A 21295-nucleotide genomic window follows, 5' to 3' on the forward strand; every position below is an offset into this window, starting at 1 on the left:
CCAATGAGAGTTCTTGGCGTGAATTAAAAGTGGTGTCAAACGTTCTAGTTTAGAACTATTTGAAGTTATGGTTGATCCTTGCGACCGAAATTTACACCTTGCGTTGCATGCGGCAGAAAAAGAATCCGTCCGTATCGGTACTTGCGGGTGACAGTGTGATCGTGCCTGCATCCGCAACGCGAGGACGGGGCGCCTGAGCGCCGAATATTTTCGTCCAGTCGGCAGCGACCGAAGTGATCGAGAAGGTCGGGTTCTCGGCGCAGAAACGCTCGACCTGGCGATCATTCTCTTCCGGCAACACGGAGCAGGTGACGTAAAGCAACGCTCCGCCCGGCTTCACGAACTTTGCAGCTTCGCCAAGCGCGTCCTGCTGCTGGGAAATCCGCTCGTCGAGGTTTTTCTGCGTCAGTCGCCATTTGGTGTCCGGGCGGCGGCGCCATGTTCCGGTGCCGGTGCAGGGCGCATCGACGAGAACGGCATCCAGCTTGTCCTTCAGGGCATCGAGCTGGCGCGGGTCGTCATGAACCTGAACATTGCGGGTGCCGGCGCGGCGCAGGCGCTCGATGATCGGAGCCAGACGCTTGCGGTCGGCATCATAGGCATGAACCTGACCCTTGTTGTTCATCGCAGCCGACATGGCGAGCGTCTTGCCGCCACCGCCGGCGCAATAATCCAGCACCTGGTCGTGTTCGCCGGGCTGGACCAGATCGGCGACGATCTGCGAGCCCTCGTCCTGCACTTCGAACCAACCCTTTTGGAAGGAAAGCTCGGCCGTGACGTTGGGCAGGCGCGATGCGCCTTCGCCGGCTGCGATGCGGATGCCGTTGCGGGCGATTGCGGCTGCCTTTGCGCCAGAGCGCTCCAGCGCCTTCACCACCTTGTCGCGATTGGCCTTCAGCGTATTGGCGCGAAGATCGAGCGTCGGGCGATCGGCTAGCGCCTTTGCCTCGGTAAGCCAGTCGGCGCCGAAATTGGTTTCAAATGAAGGCTGCACCCAGTCCGGGATATCACCCTGCACATGCAAAGGCGCATCATTAATATTACGGCTGGAAAAAGCGGCAATATGAGCGTCGGTCAGTGCCGGCGGTGCAAACTTGTCGTCGGCAAATTCGGCTGCAAGCGTCTCGGTGGTAAAACCCCACTGGCGCAGCAGGACAGAATAGGCAAGTGCAACGGGACTGTCGTCATCCATCAGCCAGGCATGGGAAAGCCGCATGCGAAGCGCGTCGTAGACGATATTGCCGATGGCTGCCCGGTCGCCGGAGCCGGCGAAACGGTGGGCAAGGCCCCAGTCTTTCAGTGCATCCGCCACCGGGCGTTTGCGTGCTTCGATATCGGCCAGAACTTCAATTGCTCCGGCTACTCGCCCGCCCAGTCGCATGTGATACTCCGTATCGGTTGAACCCGTATGGAGCCGGTCGTAACCGCGATCGGGCAGAAGGGCAAGGGGGAGGCCTGCCGCAGCAAGGCCCGTACCTTGAAGTTCGAAGTGTCGAATGGCTTAGCCGTCGACGCCCTTGATGCCCTTGCCTGCAACCTTCTGGGTGTCGGCAACAATCTGATAACAGACCTGCGCGGTACCGGATGACACCATGCCGATGTTCTGGGCTGCGGCCTTGGATACGTCGATAACCCGGCCGCGGATGAATGGCCCGCGATCGTTGATGCGCACGATCACGCTTTTGCCGTTGCGCTTGTTGGTCACCAGTACCTTGGTGCCGAAGGGCAGCGAGCGATGCGCGGCGGTGAGCTTGGCCGCATTCATCCGTTCACCGGATGCGGTCTTGGAAGTGAGAGCATACCAGGATGCGTGTCCGCATCCGGGCGCCGCATTGGCTGGCGCCTGGCCGAGTAGTGCAAAAGCAGCAATGGCGGCCGTGGCGGCAGTTAGGCGTCGAACTATTTTCAAGTCGGTCGTCCCCGTCGTTAAGTCCCTGCACGTTGCGTGCAATTGGCTTAGGCGAGGCGAAAAATGGCGAAAACGTGGGATTTTATATCACGGAATGTTAATGAACGTAACATTTGTGATTACATTGCTATCGATCTTTTTAACGAGCCGGCTAATTGATGTTGGAATAAAACCTTAGGAATCAGTCGGTAAACGGAATCACGTTCCTGCAAGATTCCGTGATGCGCCGCGATCACAAAATGACGCGAAAAAAATTTGTTGTCGCACGGTGATTTCTGCCCAAATTGGACAGATTATGTGGCGCATTGCCGTAAGGATTAAGAAATATTAACTCGAAAGATGCCTAAGGATGGAAATTTCAACCGTTTCAAAATGGGATTTTCAGCCGCGCCAGGTAGTCTCCGACCACATTTGGGCGAGTGAAGTGTGGTAATTGGGGAATGCAAACTGGAAACCCAGCGAACGGATTTTTTCATTCGAGACACGCTTGTTGGCGCCATAGAAAGAGCGTGCCATGGGCGTCATGTCGGCGCTGTCGAAATCCACTTCCGCTGGCGGCTCGACACCCATCAGGCGGGCGGCCTCCGTGATCACATCCTGGGGCGCACAGGGTTCGTCGTCGGTCACATTATATATGCCGGCAAGATTACGCTCTGCGAGAAACAGCGTGGCGCTGCCGATATCCTCGACGCGGATACGGTTGAACACCTGGTCCTTCTTTATGATGCGGCGTGCGGTGCCACGGTCGAGATTGACGAAGGCGTTGCGCCCCGGTCCATAAATGCCGGAAAGACGCAGCGCCGCGACCGGCACGCCCGCAATGCGACCCTGCTCGGCCCATGCCTCTTCGGTGCCGACCCGTTCGATCGACCGACCGAGGATCGGGCTTCCCGGCGTTTCTTCCGTCACCCAGCCGCCGCCATGATCGCCGTAAACGCCGACTGTCGATAGATAACCAATCCATTTCAGCTTCGGGCAGAGCGCCGTAAGCCGTCCGGAAACGAGTTTCAGCAGCGGATCGTGCTCCTTGCCGGGCGGGATCGACTGGATGAGGTGGGTGACATCCCGTAGTGCCGCCAGCAATTCCGGGCTGAATGCAGTGCCGTCGAAAATGTAAGGCTTGATATGATGCGATGCGAGCGCTTCGGCGCCTTCAAGCGTGCGGACCGTACCGGCAACGGAAAAGCCCTTTTCTGCAAAGGCTCTCGCAATCGCCTTGCCCGAATAACCGCATCCGAAAATCATCACCGTCATCAATCCACTCCTGCCATCTGCCATTCCCGGCGAACCTCGGGATCATTATCTGCTGCGCGGCCTCTCGCGAATGCGGCAAACGCGCCATCGTCCATCAGCTGCCTCAAGGCCCAGACCGCCATGCCGCGCACGATAGGAGAAGCGTCATCGGCAAGAAGGTGACATTGCGCGATGAACTGGCGATCACCGGAATTGCCGGCTGCGATCAGCACATTGCGAACAAAACGGTCGCGCCCGATACGTTTGACCGGCGAACCCGAGAAGAAGGTGCGAAACGCCGGATCGTCCAGCGTCAGCAGAAAGGCGATCGATGGCTCCTTCAGATCATCGCGCGCCTTGAGCTTCATCTCGGATGCGCTCGCTGCAAACTTGTTCCACGGACAGGCTGAGAGACAGTCATCGCAGCCATAGATGCGATTGCCGATCAGCGGCCGGAATTCCACATCGATCGGCCCTTTGTGCTCGATCGTCAGATAGGAAATGCAGCGCCGCGCATCCAGCCGGTAAGGGGCCGGGAATGCGGCTGTCGGACAGGCATCGAGACAGGCTCGGCAGGAGCCGCAATGATCCTTCTCCGAACTGTCGATCAAAAGTTCGGCGGTGGTGAACAGGCTGCCGAGAAACAGCCACGACCCATGGGTTCGGCTGACGAGATTGGTATGCTTACCCTGCCAGCCAAGCCCCGCCGCCTCTGCTAGCGGTTTTTCCATGACGGGCGCGGTGTCGACGAAGACCTTGACGTCTTCGCCCGCACGCGCTGCAAACCGAGTGGCGATTTCCTTCAATCGCCCCTTGATGACGTCATGATAATCGCGATTGCGCGCATAGACTGAGATCGCCGCCTTGTCCTTCATGGACTGGAGATAGCGCGGATCCTCCTCGGGGCCGTAGTTCAGCCCGAATATCACAATCGAACGCACTTCGCTCCAAAGTGTCTTGGGATCTGCGCGGCGCTCTTTCGTTTCCGCCATCCAGTCCATCGTGCCGTGATGGCTATCGTCGAGAAATACGGAGAGCCTCTCCGGTGCACGCGGAATGCTTGTCGGCAGGGTGATGCGACAGAGATCGAAGCCCTGAGCGATGGCTTCCTCGCGAATGAAGGCGGTCAGCTTCTCCCGCCGGCGAAGCGCCTTATCGTCTCCGGCTTTGTCGGCGCTAGAAATCGAGGTCCGCATAATGGGAGACCGGGGTCAGGCCGCGAATGCGCTCGGCAAGCATCGGGCGGAAGGAAGGGCGCGATTTCAATCGCTGGTACCAGTCTTTGGCGATAGGGAAATCCGACCATTCGATTTCGCCGAGATAGTCGAGAACGGAAATCGAGGCCGCAGCAGCCAGATCCGCATAGCTCAGCCGTTCACCGGCAAGCCACTGGCGGGAGCCTGCAAGCCAGGACAGATATTTCATGTGCTGACGGATATTGGCGCGCGAGGTGCGCAGCGCCTTTGAATCCGGCGCGCCGCCGCCCTGCGCTGCTGTCATCTGCAGCTTGTAGACCCGTTCGCGGGTCAACGGCCGGGTCACGTCCTGCTCCATCTTCTGCAGGAACCATTCCGTCAGTCGGCGGATTTCAGCGCGGTGCCAGGGATCTTCCGCCAAAAGACGGCGCTCGCGCTTCAGCACGCCATGGGTTTCGTCGAGAAACTCCATCAGCACCGAGGGACCACAGAGCACACGCATGCTGTCATCGACATAGACGGGAAGCGTCGCTGCCGGGTTGATGCTGAGAAATTCCCGCCGCTTTTCCCATGGCTGCTCCTCTACCAGATCAGCCTGAAATCCATACTCGGCAAGGATCAGGCGAACAAATCGCGAGGCGGACGACATGGGATGGTGGTAGAGGGTGGGCATCGGGCTTCGGCTATCGTGTGCGGGGTGTGGGTGGCGTAGGCTTATATCGCGCCCGCCTGACTTAAGGTCAGCTATATGGACTTGATAGGGCCAACACAAGCAAGCGGCATAAATTCGCGACAAGTCGCAAACTGCCTGCATTTCGTCAGCAAATAATTAAGAACGATTGCAATTGCTGGTAACCGTGCGAATTGCGGGGCTTGCGGCCGGTTTTCCTGGGGCTCTCGGCTACGTCGCTATTAAATATGAGAGCTAAGCCGGGATGGCGTTCGGCGCTAAAGAAAGAGCGGCTTGTCGCCGCTCTCTTGTCTCGCTTAGCGAGGAATGGATGCCGTGGCGCAAGGGTCGACGCCGTAAGCCGGAGCGCAACCTTCCTTGCCGCTTGCGGCGGTCTGGGGCGCCATGAAAGAGCCCGCGAGAATAACAAGTGCCGCGCATGCAAAGAAAAGGGCGATAGGCTTGCCCATGAAAGACGCCTTTCAAACAGGTGATTTGCAGTGAACTAATTTCGTGCGACCGATTTATTGGTCACCGCTTCTGAATTCAATAACGGTTTTTGCTAAACCTGCGGTTAACGCACACTCATTCGCGTGTGAGGACTTTATGCCACATCGACAAATGTCAAGTTGCATAAACCCAAGGCTTTAGAGGTGTCTGCCCGATAGGCAGGCACTTGAAGCGCGCTGGATGAAAATGATGAAAGCTAAGCTCAGGCCGCCTTGCCACTGCCGGTGAACTGACCCTGCGGGCGGAAGTGCACGAGGTAGGATGCAAGGATTGAGCCGGGAACGACCGGACGAATGCCAAGCCCGCAAAGCGTGCGGCCTTCCTTGATCGCGCTTTCGGAGACGACGTTGTCGCTCTTCAGCAGTTCCACTTGGTCCGCCGTGACTGGCGGTTTTACGAACGGGATCAAGGATGCGATACTTCCGATCATCGAAGCGATGCCGAAGGGCAGCGAAACCAGCGCGCGATCGCGGCAGGTCACGCGCAGCACGGTCTCGAGACAGTCACGGAAAGTCATCACTTCGGCGCCGCCCAGTTCATAGGTCGTACCGGGCGTCAGCGTGCCGTCGACTGAGCGGCCGACGACTTCGGCGACATCCTCGACATAGACCGGCTGCAGCTTGGTCTTGCCGCCGCCGATTAGCGGCAGTGCCGGAAGCTGGCGAGCCATGGCGGCAAACCTGTTGAAGAAATTGTCTTCCGGCCCGAAAACGATCGACGGCCGAAGGATCACGGCGTCGGGGCTCAGGGAGAGGATGCTTGCTTCGGCGCGGCCCTTGCTGCGGGCATAGGATGAGCCGGAATTGACGTCGGCACCGATCGCCGAAATATGGGTGAACTTGGCGCCGGCCTTGGCGGCAGCTTCTGCAATCGAGCGCGCACCGGTGTCCTGGATCGCATCAAACGTGTTGCGACCGCTCTCGAACAGAATGCCGACGCAGTTGACCACATGGGCCGCGCCTTCCACGGCGCGGTCAATGGACTGGCGATAGCGAAGATTGGCCTGAACCAGCGAAATCTGGCCGACATATCCGGCCGGCAGAAGGAAACCCGCGAGATCCGGGCGGCGCACCGCCACGCGCACGCGATAGCCGCGCTTTACCAGCGTCCGGACCACATGGCGACCTACGAAACCCGATCCTCCGAAAACGGTAACGAGCGGCGGAAGATTGTTCACGGTCATGGTCTGCCCCGAAAGCTGTCTCTTACTCATTGGTCTTTAGCTTAAACCTCAACGTGGTGGAAGAGACTTGCGCGCCCCAGATGTCGCAAGTCTCCTGGAGCATCGACACGAAAACCGGAATCGGTTTCGGAAAGTACGACGCGCAGGTTAGGAAGCGCCATAGGCGTGTCAGATCCCCTGCACGACTACCATCTCGCCATCGGCGACTTCCTGCCGGATTTTTGCGGCAATCTGGTATTCCGGCGAGTTGTAGCAATCGATAGCGGCCTGCATCGACGGAAACTCGATCACGACATTGCGATGGCGTGACGAGCCTTCGAGTTCTTCCGCTGCGCCGCCGCGCGCCAGAAAATGGGCGCCATATTTCTCGAATGCCGGTTTTGCAGCTGCCACATAATCCTTGTAGCGCTCGGGATCATGCACATCCATTCGTGCGATCCAATATCCCTTGGTCATCAAATATCCTCCTCTCCAGTTTAGGTATATTCGAGATCGGGCGAATCAGGAGGCAAGTCAATATGGTGCGCTACGCATTCCCTTTGGCAGCGAGTGTATTTCTGGCGATCGGCTCGCTGATATTCACCGGATCATCCGATGCGCGGGCCGATGCCTGCCCGGCAAACGTCATGGATGCGCTTCGTGCGCCGGCCAAGAAGGATTCAAAACCGGTCGATATTCGATGCGACGTCAGCCTGAACAAGGGAGACAAGATCACCCAGCGCATCACGTTTTCGGGCAGTCGTGCTTCTGGCGTGGTTTTCGATTGCAACGGCGCGATGATCGACGGCACTGGAACCAAGGCGAGGACGGTGCTGATCCAGTCCCGCAAGGGAAGCGACGGAAAATGGGACGTGCCGACCGACATCACCATTCGCAATTGCCAGATCAAGGGTGATCTGCGCATCCAGGGCCTGGGCAATAACGGCCAGGCAAAGGAAGTGAAGGCATCCTCGAACCGGGACGGACATACGCAGCGGGCACAGGCGGCAGCGCCGACCGGCGTCCTGCTCGACAACATTACATTCTCTGGCAGTGTCGGGGTGCCGCTCTATCTCGCGCCCGGCGTGACACGAGTCACGCTGCAGAATTCCCGCTTCACCGGCAAGGCAAGCTCGACCATCGTTTATCTCGATGCGGAATCGGCCGGAAATGTCATCACCGGCAATACGTTTTCGGCCCGCCCCGAATGGCGGGAAGTCATTGCCGTCGACGGATCGGCGAACAATCGCATCGAGAACAATACATTCGTGAACCCGCTCAGCGGCGGTATCTATCTCTACCGCAATTGCGGCGAGGGCGGCACGTTCCGCCATCAATCACCGCAGGGCAATACCATCCGCGGCAACACGTTCCAGTATCAGGTGCCGGTCGCACGTCCTGCCGTGTGGATCGGCAGTCGGGAAGGACTCAGCATGTTCAACAGCTATTGCCTCGTCCAGCCCAAGATGTTGCTCGGCGGTCTGGATCACGATGACGGCGCCAATAACAACACCGTCATGGATAACCGCCTGATCGGCGGCTCTCCGAGCCTGATTGTCGATGAAGGTGCACGCAATCGGGTCGCTAACAATCGCTAGTTAGCTACGCGTATCAGGCGTCGTTTGCTGGCCAGAGAGCCTCGCGCATTTCGGCAAGAATTGCTTCGGCGGATGCTTTCGGGTCTTCAGCCTTGACGATAGGGCGGCCGACGACGAGATGCGTCGAGCCTGCTTTCAGGGCGTCGAATGGCGTCACGACACGTTTCTGGTCGCCTGCATCCGCGCCTTTCGGGCGAATACCCGGCGTAACGATTGCCATGTCGACACCGACGATTTCGCGCACGGCGGCGGATTCTTCGGCCGAGCAGACGATGCCGCCCATGCCGGCGTCGCGTGCTTGTGCAGCGCGAGTGCGAACCAGTTGCTCCGGCGTCTGGGCATAACCTGCCTCTGTAACGTCTGCAGCATCCATTGATGTCAGCACCGTTACGCCAAGCAAGCAGAGGTCAGAGCCTTTTGCGGCTTCGACAGCAGCCCGCATTGCCTTGGGATAGGCGTGCAGCGTCAGCATGGTCATGCCCATCTTCGCAATGTTCTCGACACCCTTCGCCACCGTGTTGTCGATGTCGAGAAGCTTCATGTCGAGAAAGATCTTCTTGCCGTCCTTCGCGAGGTCACGGGCAAATTCCAGTCCGCCGGCAAACACCAGCTGGTAGCCGATTTTGTAGAAGGAGACGCTCTCGCCGAGCGTGGCGACCATTTTTTCGGCTTCGGAAACGGTCGGGATATCGAGGCCCACGATCAGTCGGTCACGCGCTTGCATGTTGGTCATTCCCCTTGCCATGTTTCTATCGGGGTCCAGTCGCACGAGATGGTCCGATCCGCAAGGGAGAAGCAGAAGAGATTTCCGCCGCCGCCCGGCTGATCTTGGCTTCTTGTGATCGGGATCTGCAGCAGATGGCACTTCAAAAGTGTGCCGACGCCGCCATGGCCGACAAAGGCGATCGGCATGTCGGGATTGTGGTCGGAAAGGATGCGGTCGAAAGCCGAAACAATGCGGGCCTGTGCATCCGCGGCCGTTTCCCAGCCCTTGAAGCTTTCCGTCGGATTGGCGAAGAACCAGTCTGCCGCCGCTTCGAATTCTGGCGGTGCGAGAAAGCCGGTCGCCGACCGGTCGTTTTCATGCGTGTCAGGGGCAAGCATGATCGAGACATCGGAGGCTGCGGCCAGGATCTCGGCCGTTTCGATCGCCTTGGTCTCGTCGCTCGAAACGATCCGGCCAAGCTTTTGCGCCCAAGGCTGCTGCGCAGCCTTCTCGGCGCGCTGCCGGCCGATATCCGAAAGGCTCCATTGCGGCACCGGTACATCAGGATCGATGCGCACCTGAGGGTGAGTGATATAAAGGCCGAAGGTCATGTCGGTCAGAACTCCAAAGCGGGTCGAAATCGATCCCGCTTACCTCGGCCAGTTGACGCGCGTGTGAATCAAGTCCGAGTGTAGGTCCACAACTGCGCCGGCGGTATATTCCGCACGACGAAATCGTAATGCTTGATCTTGTAACGATCCGGATTGGCGATGATCGGCGAGACCGGGCCATAGGTGATCTGCATCACCGGCCTACCTGCCGGCATGCGGTCGAGCAGGTCTTCCAGAAGCGCGATACGGCTTTCCATCGGAAAGCTCAGCATCGGGATGGCGGAGATCACACTGTCGAAGATGACCGACTTCATCTCGCCAAGCGTCTTGTCGAGTTCGAAAGCGTCACCATTGATGAAGTGAACGCCTTCATAGGTCTTGATCAGGTTCTGGTAGAAATCCGTCGAATATTCGATCGAAACCAAGTTCTCCGGCGCAATGCCGCGTTCCAGGATCGCCTTGGTGATGACGCCGGTGCCCGGGCCGAGTTCAAGCACGGGCAGGCCCGATGAAGGGTTGATGACGCTCGCCATGCGCTTGGCGGTGACGGAAGAGGTCGGGCAGATAGCGCCTACGCTTTTCGGGCCATCCATCCAGCCCTTGAAGAAACGGATTTCCTCGTCGAACTTACGGCCGAGCCGTTCCTTCAAGCGTAATTCCATCTAGTTACCTCTCCCGGTTTTCAAGCCTATTTGGTCGTCTGGCCTCAGGGGTCAAGGTCGATGACGCAAAGGCAGGCAAAAATGTCGCAATTAGAAAACGGCATAAAAAAGGCGGCTCGAAATTTCCGGCCGCCTCGATTGTCTTAAACGCGCATTGGCATAAGCACGTAGAGAGCATCGTCTCCCGCGGTATCTCTGACCAGTGTCGGCGAACCCGCATCCGCAAGCATGAAGATGGCGTCGTCGCCCGAAAGCTGGGCCGTGATGTCGAGCAGATATTTTGCGTTAAAGCCGATTTCCATCGGATCGTTTTCATATCCGACCGCGACTTCTTCCGTGGCGCTGCCCGAATCCGGGTTGTTGACCGTCAGCATCAGCTGGCCTTCCGTCAGGGCAAGCTTTACCGCACGGCCGCGCTCGGACGAAATGGTCGAAACGCGATCGACGGCCTTGGTGAAGGTCTGGCAATCGACGCGCATTTCCTTGTCGTTGCCGGTCGGGATGACACGCTGGTAATCCGGGAACGTGCCGTCGATCAGCTTCGACGTCATGATGATGTCGGCGATCGATAGACGGATCTTTGCGTCGGAAACCTCGACGGTGACCTGTGCTTCCGGATCGTCCACCAGCTTCTGCAGCTCGCCAACGGTCTTGCGCGGAATGATGATGCCCGGCATGCCTTCCGAACCGGAAGGCGCCTGCACGTCGGCGCGCGCCAGACGGTGACCGTCGGTCGCAACGGCACGCAGCTTCAGGTCGCCGTCGGCCTCGATCGTGTGGAAGAAGATACCGTTCAGGTAATAACGGGTCTCTTCGGTGGAGATCGCGAACTGCGTCCGGTCGATCAGCATCTTGAGATCGGTCGCCTTCAGCTTGAACGTGTGGCTGAACGAACCGGCGGTCAGATCCGGGAAATCCGTTTCCGGCAGGCATTGCAGCGAGAATTTCGAACGGCCGGACTGGACCGTCATCGAGCCGCCGTCCGGATTGGTGGCAAGCAGAACTTCCGAACCGTCGGGCAGCTTGCGGACGATTTCGTAGAGAAGATGCGCGGGAACCGTGGTGGCGCCGGCCTGCTCGACCATCGCCGGAACGGCTTCGGTGATTTCCAGATCCAGATCGGTCGCCTTCAGCTCGACGCTCGCGTCGGAGGCGCGCATCAGCACGTTGGAAAGGATCGGGATTGTGTTGCGGCGCTCGACCACGCGGTGCACGTGGCTCAACGATTTCAGAAGATTGGACCGCTCGAGAGTAATACGCATGGACTCAACCGCTTTCGACCTGGGCGTCCCGGGAGGTGGGGCACCTGATATTCTTCGGCTTTCGCAAGCCGGACGATGTGGACGGGCAAAATGGCAGAGATCGACCTTTCAACGCAAGAGGATAAGCGGGAAGTCTGCTTCATTTCGGCACTCGCGACGGAGCTGCACACAGAAAACTTGGCCTTCTGCCGCTTGCAGGCCGCCATCGCCTTGACCATAAAGGGCTTATGATCATCCAACTGAATTGAAAAGCTCGTGGCTGGACCCTCTGAAGCGACCCGGGGTTACCGTGTTGCCAACACTTTCGTGCCATCGCGCCCGCTGGAGCCGGCGCTGTATCTGGTTGCAACGCCGATCGGTAATCTCGGCGACATCACGCTGCGCGCGCTGGAAACGCTCGCCGGTGCCGACGTGCTGGCCTGCGAGGACACGCGCGTCACTCGTGTGCTTCTTGACCGTTACGGCATCGCCAACAAGCCCTATGCCTATCACGAACATAATGCCGACGAGATGGGGCCCAGGCTGCTGGCGGCGCTGGAACAGGGCAAGTCCGTGGCTCTGGTCTCCGATGCCGGCACGCCGCTTGTCTCCGATCCGGGGTATCGGCTCGGACAGCTGGCCATCGAGGCGGGCCATCGGGTAGTCCCCATTCCGGGCGCTTCGGCGCCTCTCGCCGCGCTGGTTGCTTCCGGTCTTCCGAATGATGCCTTCCTGTTTGCCGGTTTTCTGCCGGTGAAGGAAAAAGGACGCCGCGACCGACTGGCGGAACTGTCGAAAATTCCCGCAACGCTGATATTCTTTGAATCTCCGCATCGCATTACCGCCACGCTGGCCTCCGCTGCCGATGTTCTGGGGCCGGGCCGCGCGGCTTGTGTTGGGCGCGAACTGACCAAGGCCTTCGAGGAGATCAGCCGCGCGTCGCTCGGAGAGCTTGCTGAAGCCTTCGACGGTCGCAACGTCAAGGGTGAGATCGTCTTCCTCGTCGGGCCGCCTGCCTATGATGATGTGCCGGCGGCTGTCGATGTCGATGTGCTGCTGGAGGAGCTGGCATCATCCATGCCCGCGGCAAAGGCTGCGGCGGAAGCGGCACGTCTGACAGGCCTTTCGAAGCGAGACCTCTATCAACGGCTGGTTACCATGAAAGATGCCGCCATGAAGGACAAGGATGAGGGCTGATGGGGCGCGGAGCCGAGGACAGGCGGCATAAACGCCGGCGCGCCGAACGGCGCGGCCACGTCTCCGAATATCTCGCAGCTCTCTATCTTCTCTTTAAAGGGTATCGGATCCTGAAGTTCCGATACCGGACACGGCTCGGCGAAATCGATATCGTCGCCCGCAAAAACACTCTTATCCTGTTTGTCGAGGTTAAGGCGCGCGCCCGAGAAGCTGACGCGATCGATGCGGTCGGTTACGGCGCCCAAAGGCGGATAAGGGCTGCAAGCGATATCTGGCTGTCGCGCCGCCGTGACGCCCATCTTCTATCCTGCCGTTACGATATTATCGCCGTCCTGCCCTGGCGTTTGCCCCGGCATTTTCCGGATGCTTTTTGACGGTGTTGTGAAGTTTTTGCAAAGCTGTGCAAACGTCACAAATCTGAAACAGAATTGTTAAGAGCCTGTCACGGGCAAGCCCTATTGCGGTCCTCGATCCAACCAAGGCGGAGAGGACGTAACCATGACCATGATCAAGAAATTCTCGATGGCCGCGATGGCAGTTGCAATGTCTGCAACCTCCTCGCTCGCAGCAACCAACATCACCTGGTGGCACGGCATGGGCGGCCGTAACGGTGAAGTCATCAACGAAGTGTCGCAGAAGTTCAACGCTTCGCAGACCGCTTGCGCTCTGACTCCGATCTCCAAGGGCACCTACGAAGAAGCTCTGGCAACCGGTATCGCCGCTTTCCGTTCGGGCGAACAGCCGAACATCCTGCAGGTATTCGATGCCGGTGCTGCCACCATCATCAACGCCAAGGGCGCAACCGTCGCCGCCGAAGACCTGATCAACAATGCAGGTTACAAGTTCGACCGCAATGCGTTCATCGAGGGCGTTCGCTATTTCTACGCTGACTCGAAGGGCAAGTTCATCGGCATGCCGTTCAACTCTTCGGCTCCGATCATGTACGTCAACCCGCAGGCTTTCGAAAAGGCCGGCGTTGCCGTGCCGAAGACCTGGGAAGAGTTTGAAGCTGTTGCTCCCAAGCTCAAGGAAGCCGGCTTCATCCCGATGACCGCTTCGCAGCTCACCTGGCAGTTCACCGAGAATTTCTTCTCGCGCCAGAACATCCAGTTCGCCAACAACAACAACGGTTACGACAGCGTTGTCGACACCAAGATGAACCTCACCGACAAGAACCTTGTCATGATGTTCGAAAAGCTGAAGGCCTGGTCTGACGCAGGTCTCTACAAGTTCTACGGCGCAAGCTGGAACGACAACCAGAAGCCTTTCGAAGAAGGCAAGGTTGCTATGTGGATCGGTTCTTCCGGTTCCTTCGGTGGCCTGCAGAAGACCGCTTCCATGCCATTCTCGGCTGATTTCCTTCCCTACTGGTCGAGCATCAAGGGCGCCGGCACCAACACCTTCATCGGTGGCGCTGCACTCTTTGCAATGGCCGGCAAGCCGGAAGCCGAAAACAAGTGCACGGCTGACTTCTTCCAGTTCCTGACCTCGCCGGAAATCCAGAAGTTCTACCACCAGGCTACCGGTTACGTCGCCATCACCAAGGCTGCTTACGAACTGGCCAAGAAGGAAGGCTACTACGAAAAGACCCCGGTTGCTGAAGTCGGCATCAAGCAGCTGATGCTGCCGTCGGGCGAATGGTCCAAGGGCTACCGCCTCGGCTTCTACCCGCAGATCCGTTCCATCATGGAACGCGAATACAACAAGATCTTCTCGGGTGAAACGACCGTTCAGAAGGCCTTCGAAACCATCGAGAAGGAAGGCAACGACCTCCTCACCCGTTTCGCCAAGACCGCCGGCTGATAGCCATCTCCCATCATGGTCCGTCCGCTCCTTATAAGGGGCGGGCGGGCTCTTTTGTAATTGCAAGAAAGGGGAGAACTCGTGGCCTATACGACGTCACAACCGCAGCCCGGCGGTTTCCTGTCCCGTCTCGGTTTCGGGGGCAAGGCACGCAGCAAGAAGACTGCCGTCGCGGCGGAAGAAATGAAGCGTGTGCAGTTCACCTCGCCCGTTTTGCCCTATCTGTTTCTTTTCCCGCAGCTCGCGGTGATCTTCATCTTTTTCTACTGGCCCTCGGTCCAGGCGGTAAGTTCGTCCTTTTACCTTGAGGACCCGTTCGGCTTCGGCTCCACCTTCGTGGGCTTGAGCAACTATACCGATGTGATCTTCAGCTCCGAATACCAGTCGATCGCGCTGTTTACCGCAGTCTTCACTGTGCTCGTCACCTTCCTGTCGCTTTCGCTGGGATTGCTGCTTGCCGTCAAGGCCGACCGCGTCATCCGTGGCGCTTCGACCTACAAGACGCTGCTCATCGCCATCTACGCCATTGCGGCCCCCGTTTCGGGCCTGATCGGCATGATGATCTTCGACCAGCATGTCGGCCCCTTCGTGAAGATGATGTCTTATTTCGGCTGGCATATGCAGGTTGGCCTGAACTATTACGACACGGCCTTCGCCATGACGGTTGTCGCCGTCTGGAAGCAGATCCCCTACAATTTCATCTTCTTCCTGTCGGGTCTGCAGAACGTGCCGGTCTCCGTGCGCGAAGCGGCGATGATCGACTGCCGCTCGGGCATGCGCCGTTTCTGGACGGTCATCCTTCCGCTTCTGGCGCCGACCGCCTTTTTCCTTTTGACCATCAACGTCACCTACGCGCTGTTCGACACGTTCGGCATCATCGACGTCATGGTCAAGGACAAGCCTGCCAACAACCCGGTGACGCTGGTCTACAAGGTCTATGCCGACGGCTTCCGCGGCAATGATATCGGCGGCTCTTCGGCCCAGTCGGTCATTCTGATGATCGTGGTTTTCGTCCTCACCATCTTCCAGTTCCGCTTCATCGAGCGGCGCGTCCACTACAATTGAGAGGACTAGCCATGTATCGCACCAAGTTTTCCGATCATCTCGTCCTCATCCTTGGCTCGCTGTTTCTCTGCATGCCGGTCGTGGTCGCCTTCATGACCTCCACCCACACGGCAGCCGATATTCACATGAACGGCCTGTCGCTCGCCTGGGGTGATAATTTCATCGCCACCTACGAGAAGGTGCTGACTCAGAAGGGTGGCTTTACCGGCGATATCACCGGTGCCCGCATGATGATGAATTCGCTGATCCTCGGCATCGGCTTTGCCGTCGGCAAGATCGTGCTGTCGATGATGGCCGCCTATGCCATCGTCTATTTCCGCTTCCCCATGGCGACACTCTCTTTCTGGGTGATCTTCACCACCCTGCTTCTGCCGCTCGAAGTGCGCATCATGCCCTCCTATCAGGTCATGTCGGATCTCGGCCTGTTGAACAGCTACACAGGCCTCATCGTGCCGCTTCTGGCATCCGCCACCGGCACCTTCTACTTCCGCCAGTTCTTCAAGTCCGTGCCCGAGGAACTGTTGGAAGCCGCCCGTATCGACGGCGCAGGTCCATTCAAGTTCTTCATCGACATTCTGGTGCCGATTTCGCGTACCATGATCGCCGCCATCTTCATCATCATGTTCGTCTATGGCTGGAACCAGTATCTCTGGCCGATGATGATGACGACCGACGAGAGCTTCTTCACCCTGATGCGCGGCATCAAATCCATCCTGCAGGTCTGGGTCGGCTCGAACATCCCTGATTACAACGAGGCATTTGCGCTGGCGGTTCTCGCCATGCTTCCGCCCGTGGCAATCGTGGTGATTTTCCAGAGCTGGTTCATCAAGGGCCTGACCGAAAGCGACAAGTAAGGAACGATAACAATGGCCGCGATCGACATCAGCAGCGTTGGCAAGATCTATAATGGCGGCGTACGTGCCGTCTCCGACATCAATCTCGACATAAAGGACGGTGAGTTCATCGTTCTGGTCGGCCCTTCGGGCTGTGGTAAGTCCACGCTTCTGCGCATGGTCGCAGGCCTGGAAGCCATTTCTGAAGGCACGGTGAAGATCGGTGACCGCGTGGTCAACCAGGTCGAACCGGCCGACCGCGATATTGCCATGGTGTTCCAGAACTATGCGCTCTACCCGCATATGACGGTGCGCCAGAACCTCGAATACGGGCTGAAGAACCGCAAGACCCCGAAGGCCGAGATCGACGCGCGCGTCAATGAAGCTGCCCGCATGCTGGAAATCACCCAGTATCTCGATCGCAAGCCGCGTGCGCTCTCCGGTGGCCAGCGTCAGCGCGTCGCCATGGGTCGCGCCATCGTCCGCAAACCGGCCGCCTTCCTCTTCGACGAGCCGCTGTCCAACCTCGACGCCAAGCTGCGTGTCTCGATGCGTGGCGAGATCAAGCGCCTGCAGCGCCGCATCGGCACGACCTCTATCTATGTCACTCACGACCAGCTCGAAGCGATGACGCTTGCCGATCGCCTCGTCGTCCTGAACGGCGGACAGATCGAACAGGTCGGCTCTCCGCTCGACGTCTACCACACCCCGGCCTCCACCTTCGTAGCGAGCTTCATCGGCTCTCCGGCGATGAACCTCGTGAAAGCGGAACTGCAGAGCGACAGGCTCGCGATCGGCTCGTCGCAGATTTCGCTCAACGGCTACGCCCCCACTTCTGGTGCCGTCACGGTCGGCCTGCGCGCCGAAGACCTGCGCGTGGTGTCGTCGGCTGAAGGCATGCCCTTTACCGTCGAATATGTCGAGGAACTCGGCTCCCAGCGTCTGGCCCATGGCCTTGTCGGTGATCAGGCCGTTACGATCGCGCTCTCCGGCGAAGCCGAAATCACGAATGATATGCGGATCGCAATCGACCCGTCCAAACTGCATTTCTTTGATGCCGAAACAGGCAAGCGACTGGAGGCTTCCGTGCCCGCCAAGGCCCCTGCTGCAGTGGCCGAACCGGTCGCCTGAACGGCCGGATGCGGATGAGTTTAATCTGTGCGGTCGGGATTGTTCCCGGCCGCATTGCTTTCGGGCCTATGCCATCCTAAATCAGGCAAGCCCAAATTCAGGCGGCATCTTTATCGGGGACGAAACTCATGGCGCATGTTCGCAAGGTCGCAATCCAGATGGACCATATTTCCAGCATCAACATTGCTGGCGATTCCACCTTCGCAATGACCTTGGAGGCCCAATCGCGCGGCTACGAGCTTTTCCATTATACGCCCGATCGCCTGACCATGCGCGACGGCAAGATCTTTGCCGCCGTCGAACCGCTGCAGGTCCGCGACATCAAGGGCGATCATTTTACGCTCGGAGAGAAGCAGCGCGTGGATCTTTCGCAGATGGACGTCGTGCTTCTGCGCCAGGACCCGCCCTTCGACATGGGCTACATCACCTCCACCCATTTGCTGGAACGCATCCACCCGAAGACGCTCGTCGTCAACGACCCGGCCTGGGTGCGCAATTCGCCTGAAAAGATCTTTGTCACCGAATTTTCCGACCTGATGCCGCCGACGCTGATCTCGCGTGATCCTGAAGAAATTGCCGCCTTCCGTCACGAGTTGGGCGATATCATCCTGAAGCCGCTTTACGGCAATGGCGGCGCCGGCGTCTTCCACTCCGCCCGTGACGATCGCAACTTCACCTCGCTTCTCGAAATGTTCGGTCAGATGTATCGCGGCGAACCCTATATCGCTCAGGGTTATTTGAAAGAGGTTCGCAAGGGCGATAAGCGTATCCTGCTCGTCGATGGTGAGCCGGTGGGCGCGATCAACCGCGTGCCGGCCGAAACCGACAGCCGCTCCAACATGCATGTCGGCGGCCGCGCCGAGCCTACCGAACTAACGACGCGTGAAAAGGAAATCTGCGCCCGTATCGGACCGGCTCTGCGCGAGCGTGGCTTCATCTTCGTCGGCATCGACGTGATCGGCGACTACATGACCGAAATCAACGTAACTTCGCCGACAGGCATCCGCGAAGTGAAGAAATTCGGCGGAGCCGATGTCGCAAGCCTGATGTGGGATGCGATCGAAGCCAAGCTCAACTGAGTTTAGTCTTTGATTCGACAGAGAGGCGCCTGACCGGGCGCCTTTTTTGTTTAGTTTGTTCGATTTTTGTTCTTGTTTAAATTTTCGCGCCGTGTCAGCTTATGGTTGTATTGGGGCGAAGGCAAGCCGTGGGGCAGGGCCGTCGTTCCGGACATGATCTGTGGGAGCGATTGGCATGGTTTCACGCGTCAGTACCATTGCATTCCAGGGCATAGAAGGTGTTCCCGTCGACGTACAGGTCATGGTCGGCCCGGGCAAGATGGGCATGCATATCGTTGGCCTGCCGGATAAGGCGGTTGCAGAAAGCCGCGAGCGGGTGCAGGCCGCACTGCACGCGTCCGGCCTCGCCATGCCGGCGAAAAAGGTAACGGTCAATCTTGCGCCTGCCGACCTGCCCAAGGAAGGGTCGCATTTCGACCTTGCCATCGCGCTTGGCTTGATGACTGCACTTGGCGCCATTCCGGGTGATGCTGTTTCCGATCATGTCGTCATCGGCGAACTGAACCTGGATGGCACGCTGGCGGCGGTTGCCGGTGCGCTACCGGCGGCAATCAGCGCCAATGCCGTCGGCAAGGGCCTGATCTGCCCGGCAGACAGTGGTGCGGAAGCAGCATGGGCAGGGCCGGATGTTGATATTATCGCCCCGCGCAGCCTGATCGCGCTCGCCAATCATTTTCGCGGCACGCAGGTCATCTCGCGTCCGCAACCGGCAATCCGCGCTCTGCCGGCCAATCTGCCGGATCTGGCCGAGATCAAGGGACAGGAAAGCGCCAAGCGTGCCTTGGAAGTCGCGGCGGCTGGCGGACATAATCTACTTTTTGTTGGTCCGCCTGGTTCCGGCAAGTCGATGCTGGCGGCACGACTTCCCTCTATCCTCCCGCCGCTTTCGGCAGCCGAACTGCTGGAAGTCTCGATGATTCACTCGATCGCCGGCCAGCTTTCGGGCGGAAAGCTTTCGGATCGTCGACCCTATCGCACGCCTCATCATTCGGCGACCATGGCGGCGCTGGTCGGGGGCGGCCTGCGGGCAAAACCGGGCGAGGCCTCACTTGCCCATCACGGAGTTCTGTTCCTCGACGAATTCCCCGAATTCTCACCTCAGGTGCTGGATGCTCTGCGCCAGCCACTGGAGACCGGCGAATGCGTCATCGCCCGCGCCAATCACCGTGTTTCTTATCCGGCCAGCATCCAGCTTATTGCGGCGATGAACCCGTGTCGTTGCGGCATGGCGGGTGAGCCCGGCCATTCCTGCGCCAGAGGTCCGCGCTGTGCCGCCGATTATCAGGCCCGTATTTCCGCCCCGCTGATGGATCGTATCGATATCCGCATCGATGTACCGGCAGTGTCGGCTTCTGACCTGATCCGGCCGGCACCGGCGGAAAGCAGTACCGATGTCGCCAGACGCGTTCACGCAGCCAGAGAATTGCAGCAGGATCGTTATCTCACGGCAAGCCTGCCGGGGCCGCTCACCAATGCACGTTGCTCCACGTCGCTGATCGAGAAAGTGGCCGAACCTGATCCGTCCGGCCTGCAACTGCTGAGGGATGCGGCGGAGAAACTGAAATTCTCCGCACGCGGATATCATCGGGTGTTGAAAGTGGCTCGCACGCTCGCCGATCTCGACGGCAAGCCGACCGTTGGCCGGCTGCATCTGGCGGAGGCGATTTCCTACCGCATGGCCAGCGAGCGGCTGGCGATCGCGGCTGCGTGAATGTGTTTTAACCGCCCAAACCGTCGAACAGGGCGGTCGACAGATAACGTTCTGCAAACGAGGGGATGATGACGACGATCGTCTTGCCGGCATTTTCCGGGCGGCTGCCCACTTCGATCGCAGCCTTCAGCGCGGCACCGGAGGAAATGCCGACCGGCACACCTTCGAGAGCGGCCACATGGCGGGCGGTCTCCAATGCGTCGGCACTGGCAACCGTGACGATCTCGTCATAGACCTTGGTGTCGAGGATCTTTGGCGCAAAGCCTGCACCGATGCCTTGGATCTTGTGCGGACCTGGCTCGCCACCGGAAAGGACCGGAGATTCCTTCGGCTCGACGGCAATCACCTTGACGTCAGGCTTGCGGCCCTTCAGCACCTGACCGACGCCGGTAATCGTGCCGCCGGTGCCGATACCGGCGATGAAGATATCGACCTTGCCGTCGGTATCGTTCCAGATTTCCTCGGCCGTTGTCTTGCGGTGGATTTCCGGGTTGGCGGGATTTTCGAACTGCTGCGGAATGATTGCATCGGGCAGCGTGGCGGCCAGCTCTTCGGCTTTGGCGATCGCGCCCTTCATGCCCTTCGGACCTTCGGTTAGAACGAGTTCGGCGCCGAGAAGCGCCAGCATCTTGCGTCGCTCGACCGACATGGTTTCCGGCATGGTCAGGATCAGCTTGTAACCCTTGGCGGCTGCCGCAAAGGCAAGCGCAATACCCGTATTACCCGAAGTCGGCTCGACAAGCGTCGTCTTGCCCGGCGCGATCTTGCCCTGTGCTTCCAGGCTCTCGATCATCGCGACGCCTATACGGTCCTTGACGGAGGCAATCGGGTTGAAGAATTCGAGCTTGGCGAGGATCGTGGCCTTCACGCCCTTTTCCTTCGCCAGCTTGTCCAGCTTCACGAGCGGCGTGTCGCCGATCGTTTCGGTGATCGAGGAATAGATCCGGCCGCGGCCCGGCTTCTTGTCCGACATTGTCG

At 59.0% G+C, this 21295-nt stretch carries 22 protein-coding genes; 10 read left to right on the forward strand and 12 right to left on the reverse strand.

Annotated elements, in window-relative coordinates; genetic code table 11:
* Window positions 1-91 precede the first annotated feature (91 nt).
* From MRBLMR1_RS14440 to MRBLMR1_RS14470, 7 genes are all read right to left on the reverse strand, one after another.
* The gene (locus MRBLMR1_RS14440) at window positions 92-1381 is read right to left on the reverse strand and encodes an RsmB/NOP family class I SAM-dependent RNA methyltransferase (RefSeq protein WP_148146047.1); all 1290 of its coding nucleotides are present in this window, start codon (window positions 1379-1381) and stop codon (window positions 92-94) included.
* Between the two features lie 120 nt (window positions 1382-1501).
* Window positions 1502-1909, reverse strand: a complete 408-nt coding sequence (locus tag MRBLMR1_RS14445) for a septal ring lytic transglycosylase RlpA family protein (RefSeq protein WP_148146046.1) — start codon at window positions 1907-1909, stop codon at window positions 1502-1504.
* Between the two features lie 381 nt (window positions 1910-2290).
* Window positions 2291-3163 carry an SDR family oxidoreductase gene (locus MRBLMR1_RS14450; protein WP_148146045.1) on the reverse strand — a complete coding sequence of 291 codons (873 nt, stop codon included), beginning with the start codon at window positions 3161-3163 and terminating at the stop codon, window positions 2291-2293.
* Window positions 3163-4338, reverse strand: coding sequence for a tRNA epoxyqueuosine(34) reductase QueG (queG, locus tag MRBLMR1_RS14455; protein WP_148146044.1), 1176 nt, complete (start codon window positions 4336-4338; stop codon window positions 3163-3165). Before queG ends, MRBLMR1_RS14450 begins: the two co-directional genes overlap by 1 nt.
* Entirely contained in the window at window positions 4319-5011 is a 693-nt protein-coding gene (locus tag MRBLMR1_RS14460) for a glutathione S-transferase family protein (protein ID WP_148146043.1), read from the reverse strand. Before MRBLMR1_RS14460 ends, queG begins: the two co-directional genes overlap by 20 nt.
* Before the next feature lie 709 nt (window positions 5012-5720).
* A complete protein-coding gene (locus MRBLMR1_RS14465) occupies window positions 5721-6701 on the reverse strand; it encodes a complex I NDUFA9 subunit family protein (protein ID WP_148146042.1) in 981 nt (326 codons plus the stop codon).
* Between the two features lie 168 nt (window positions 6702-6869).
* The gene (locus MRBLMR1_RS14470; protein WP_148146041.1) at window positions 6870-7157 is read right to left on the reverse strand and encodes a DUF1330 domain-containing protein; all 288 of its coding nucleotides are present in this window, start codon (window positions 7155-7157) and stop codon (window positions 6870-6872) included.
* A 62-nt stretch (window positions 7158-7219) separates the two neighbouring features.
* Here MRBLMR1_RS14470 and MRBLMR1_RS14475 point away from each other — a divergent pair, with 62 nt between their 5' ends.
* Window positions 7220-8278 carry a right-handed parallel beta-helix repeat-containing protein gene (locus tag MRBLMR1_RS14475; RefSeq protein WP_183684928.1) on the forward strand — a complete coding sequence of 353 codons (1059 nt, stop codon included), beginning with the start codon at window positions 7220-7222 and terminating at the stop codon, window positions 8276-8278.
* A 13-nt stretch (window positions 8279-8291) separates the two neighbouring features.
* Here MRBLMR1_RS14475 and pyrF read toward each other — a convergent pair whose 3' ends face one another.
* From pyrF to dnaN, 4 genes are all read right to left on the reverse strand, one after another.
* The gene (gene pyrF, locus MRBLMR1_RS14480) at window positions 8292-9002 is read right to left on the reverse strand and encodes an orotidine-5'-phosphate decarboxylase (protein WP_148146286.1); all 711 of its coding nucleotides are present in this window, start codon (window positions 9000-9002) and stop codon (window positions 8292-8294) included.
* A 5-nt stretch (window positions 9003-9007) separates the two neighbouring features.
* The gene (locus tag MRBLMR1_RS14485; protein WP_148146039.1) at window positions 9008-9595 is read right to left on the reverse strand and encodes a histidine phosphatase family protein; all 588 of its coding nucleotides are present in this window, start codon (window positions 9593-9595) and stop codon (window positions 9008-9010) included.
* Between the two features lie 68 nt (window positions 9596-9663).
* Window positions 9664-10257 carry a phospholipid N-methyltransferase PmtA gene (gene pmtA / locus MRBLMR1_RS14490; RefSeq protein WP_148146038.1) on the reverse strand — a complete coding sequence of 198 codons (594 nt, stop codon included), beginning with the start codon at window positions 10255-10257 and terminating at the stop codon, window positions 9664-9666.
* Between the two features lie 143 nt (window positions 10258-10400).
* The gene (gene dnaN / locus MRBLMR1_RS14495; protein ID WP_148146037.1) at window positions 10401-11519 is read right to left on the reverse strand and encodes a DNA polymerase III subunit beta; all 1119 of its coding nucleotides are present in this window, start codon (window positions 11517-11519) and stop codon (window positions 10401-10403) included.
* Window positions 11520-11609: 90 nt separating this feature from the next.
* Here dnaN and MRBLMR1_RS14500 point away from each other — a divergent pair, with 90 nt between their 5' ends.
* The 9 genes from MRBLMR1_RS14500 to MRBLMR1_RS14540 all read left to right on the forward strand — a co-directional run bounded on the left by MRBLMR1_RS14500 (window position 11610) and on the right by MRBLMR1_RS14540 (window position 20317).
* Entirely contained in the window at window positions 11610-11750 is a 141-nt protein-coding gene (locus tag MRBLMR1_RS14500; RefSeq protein ID WP_183684929.1) for a hypothetical protein, read from the forward strand.
* A 24-nt stretch (window positions 11751-11774) separates the two neighbouring features.
* A complete protein-coding gene (gene rsmI, locus MRBLMR1_RS14505; protein WP_148146036.1) occupies window positions 11775-12695 on the forward strand; it encodes a 16S rRNA (cytidine(1402)-2'-O)-methyltransferase in 921 nt (306 codons plus the stop codon).
* On the forward strand, window positions 12695-13069 hold the full coding sequence (locus MRBLMR1_RS14510) for a YraN family protein (RefSeq protein ID WP_148146035.1): 375 nt from the start codon (window positions 12695-12697) through the stop codon (window positions 13067-13069). Before rsmI ends, MRBLMR1_RS14510 begins: the two co-directional genes overlap by 1 nt.
* A gap of 130 nt (window positions 13070-13199) precedes the next feature.
* On the forward strand, window positions 13200-14498 hold the full coding sequence (locus MRBLMR1_RS14515) for an extracellular solute-binding protein (protein WP_148146285.1): 1299 nt from the start codon (window positions 13200-13202) through the stop codon (window positions 14496-14498).
* An 81-nt stretch (window positions 14499-14579) separates the two neighbouring features.
* Window positions 14580-15563, forward strand: a complete 984-nt coding sequence (locus MRBLMR1_RS14520) for an ABC transporter permease subunit (protein ID WP_312404213.1) — start codon at window positions 14580-14582, stop codon at window positions 15561-15563.
* Window positions 15564-15574: 11 nt separating this feature from the next.
* Window positions 15575-16417, forward strand: a complete 843-nt coding sequence (locus MRBLMR1_RS14525) for an ABC transporter permease subunit (protein WP_148146034.1) — start codon at window positions 15575-15577, stop codon at window positions 16415-16417.
* Window positions 16418-16429: 12 nt separating this feature from the next.
* Window positions 16430-17527 (forward strand): sn-glycerol-3-phosphate import ATP-binding protein UgpC, encoded by a 1098-nt coding sequence (locus MRBLMR1_RS14530; protein ID WP_148146033.1) that lies wholly within the window; start codon window positions 16430-16432, stop codon window positions 17525-17527.
* Window positions 17528-17655: 128 nt separating this feature from the next.
* Window positions 17656-18606: a glutathione synthase gene (gshB, locus tag MRBLMR1_RS14535; RefSeq protein WP_148146032.1), complete on the forward strand. Its 951-nt coding sequence runs from the start codon at window positions 17656-17658 to the stop codon at window positions 18604-18606.
* A gap of 175 nt (window positions 18607-18781) precedes the next feature.
* The gene (locus tag MRBLMR1_RS14540; protein ID WP_148146031.1) at window positions 18782-20317 is read left to right on the forward strand and encodes a YifB family Mg chelatase-like AAA ATPase; all 1536 of its coding nucleotides are present in this window, start codon (window positions 18782-18784) and stop codon (window positions 20315-20317) included.
* 7 nt (window positions 20318-20324) lie between these two features.
* Here MRBLMR1_RS14540 and cysK read toward each other — a convergent pair whose 3' ends face one another.
* Window positions 20325-21290, reverse strand: a complete 966-nt coding sequence (cysK, locus tag MRBLMR1_RS14545; RefSeq protein WP_148146030.1) for a cysteine synthase A — start codon at window positions 21288-21290, stop codon at window positions 20325-20327.
* Window positions 21291-21295: the final 5 nt, after the last annotated feature.

The organism is Neorhizobium sp. LMR1-1-1.1 (assembly GCF_040675795.1).
Lineage (GTDB): Bacteria > Pseudomonadota > Alphaproteobacteria > Rhizobiales > Rhizobiaceae > Neorhizobium > Neorhizobium cellulosilyticum.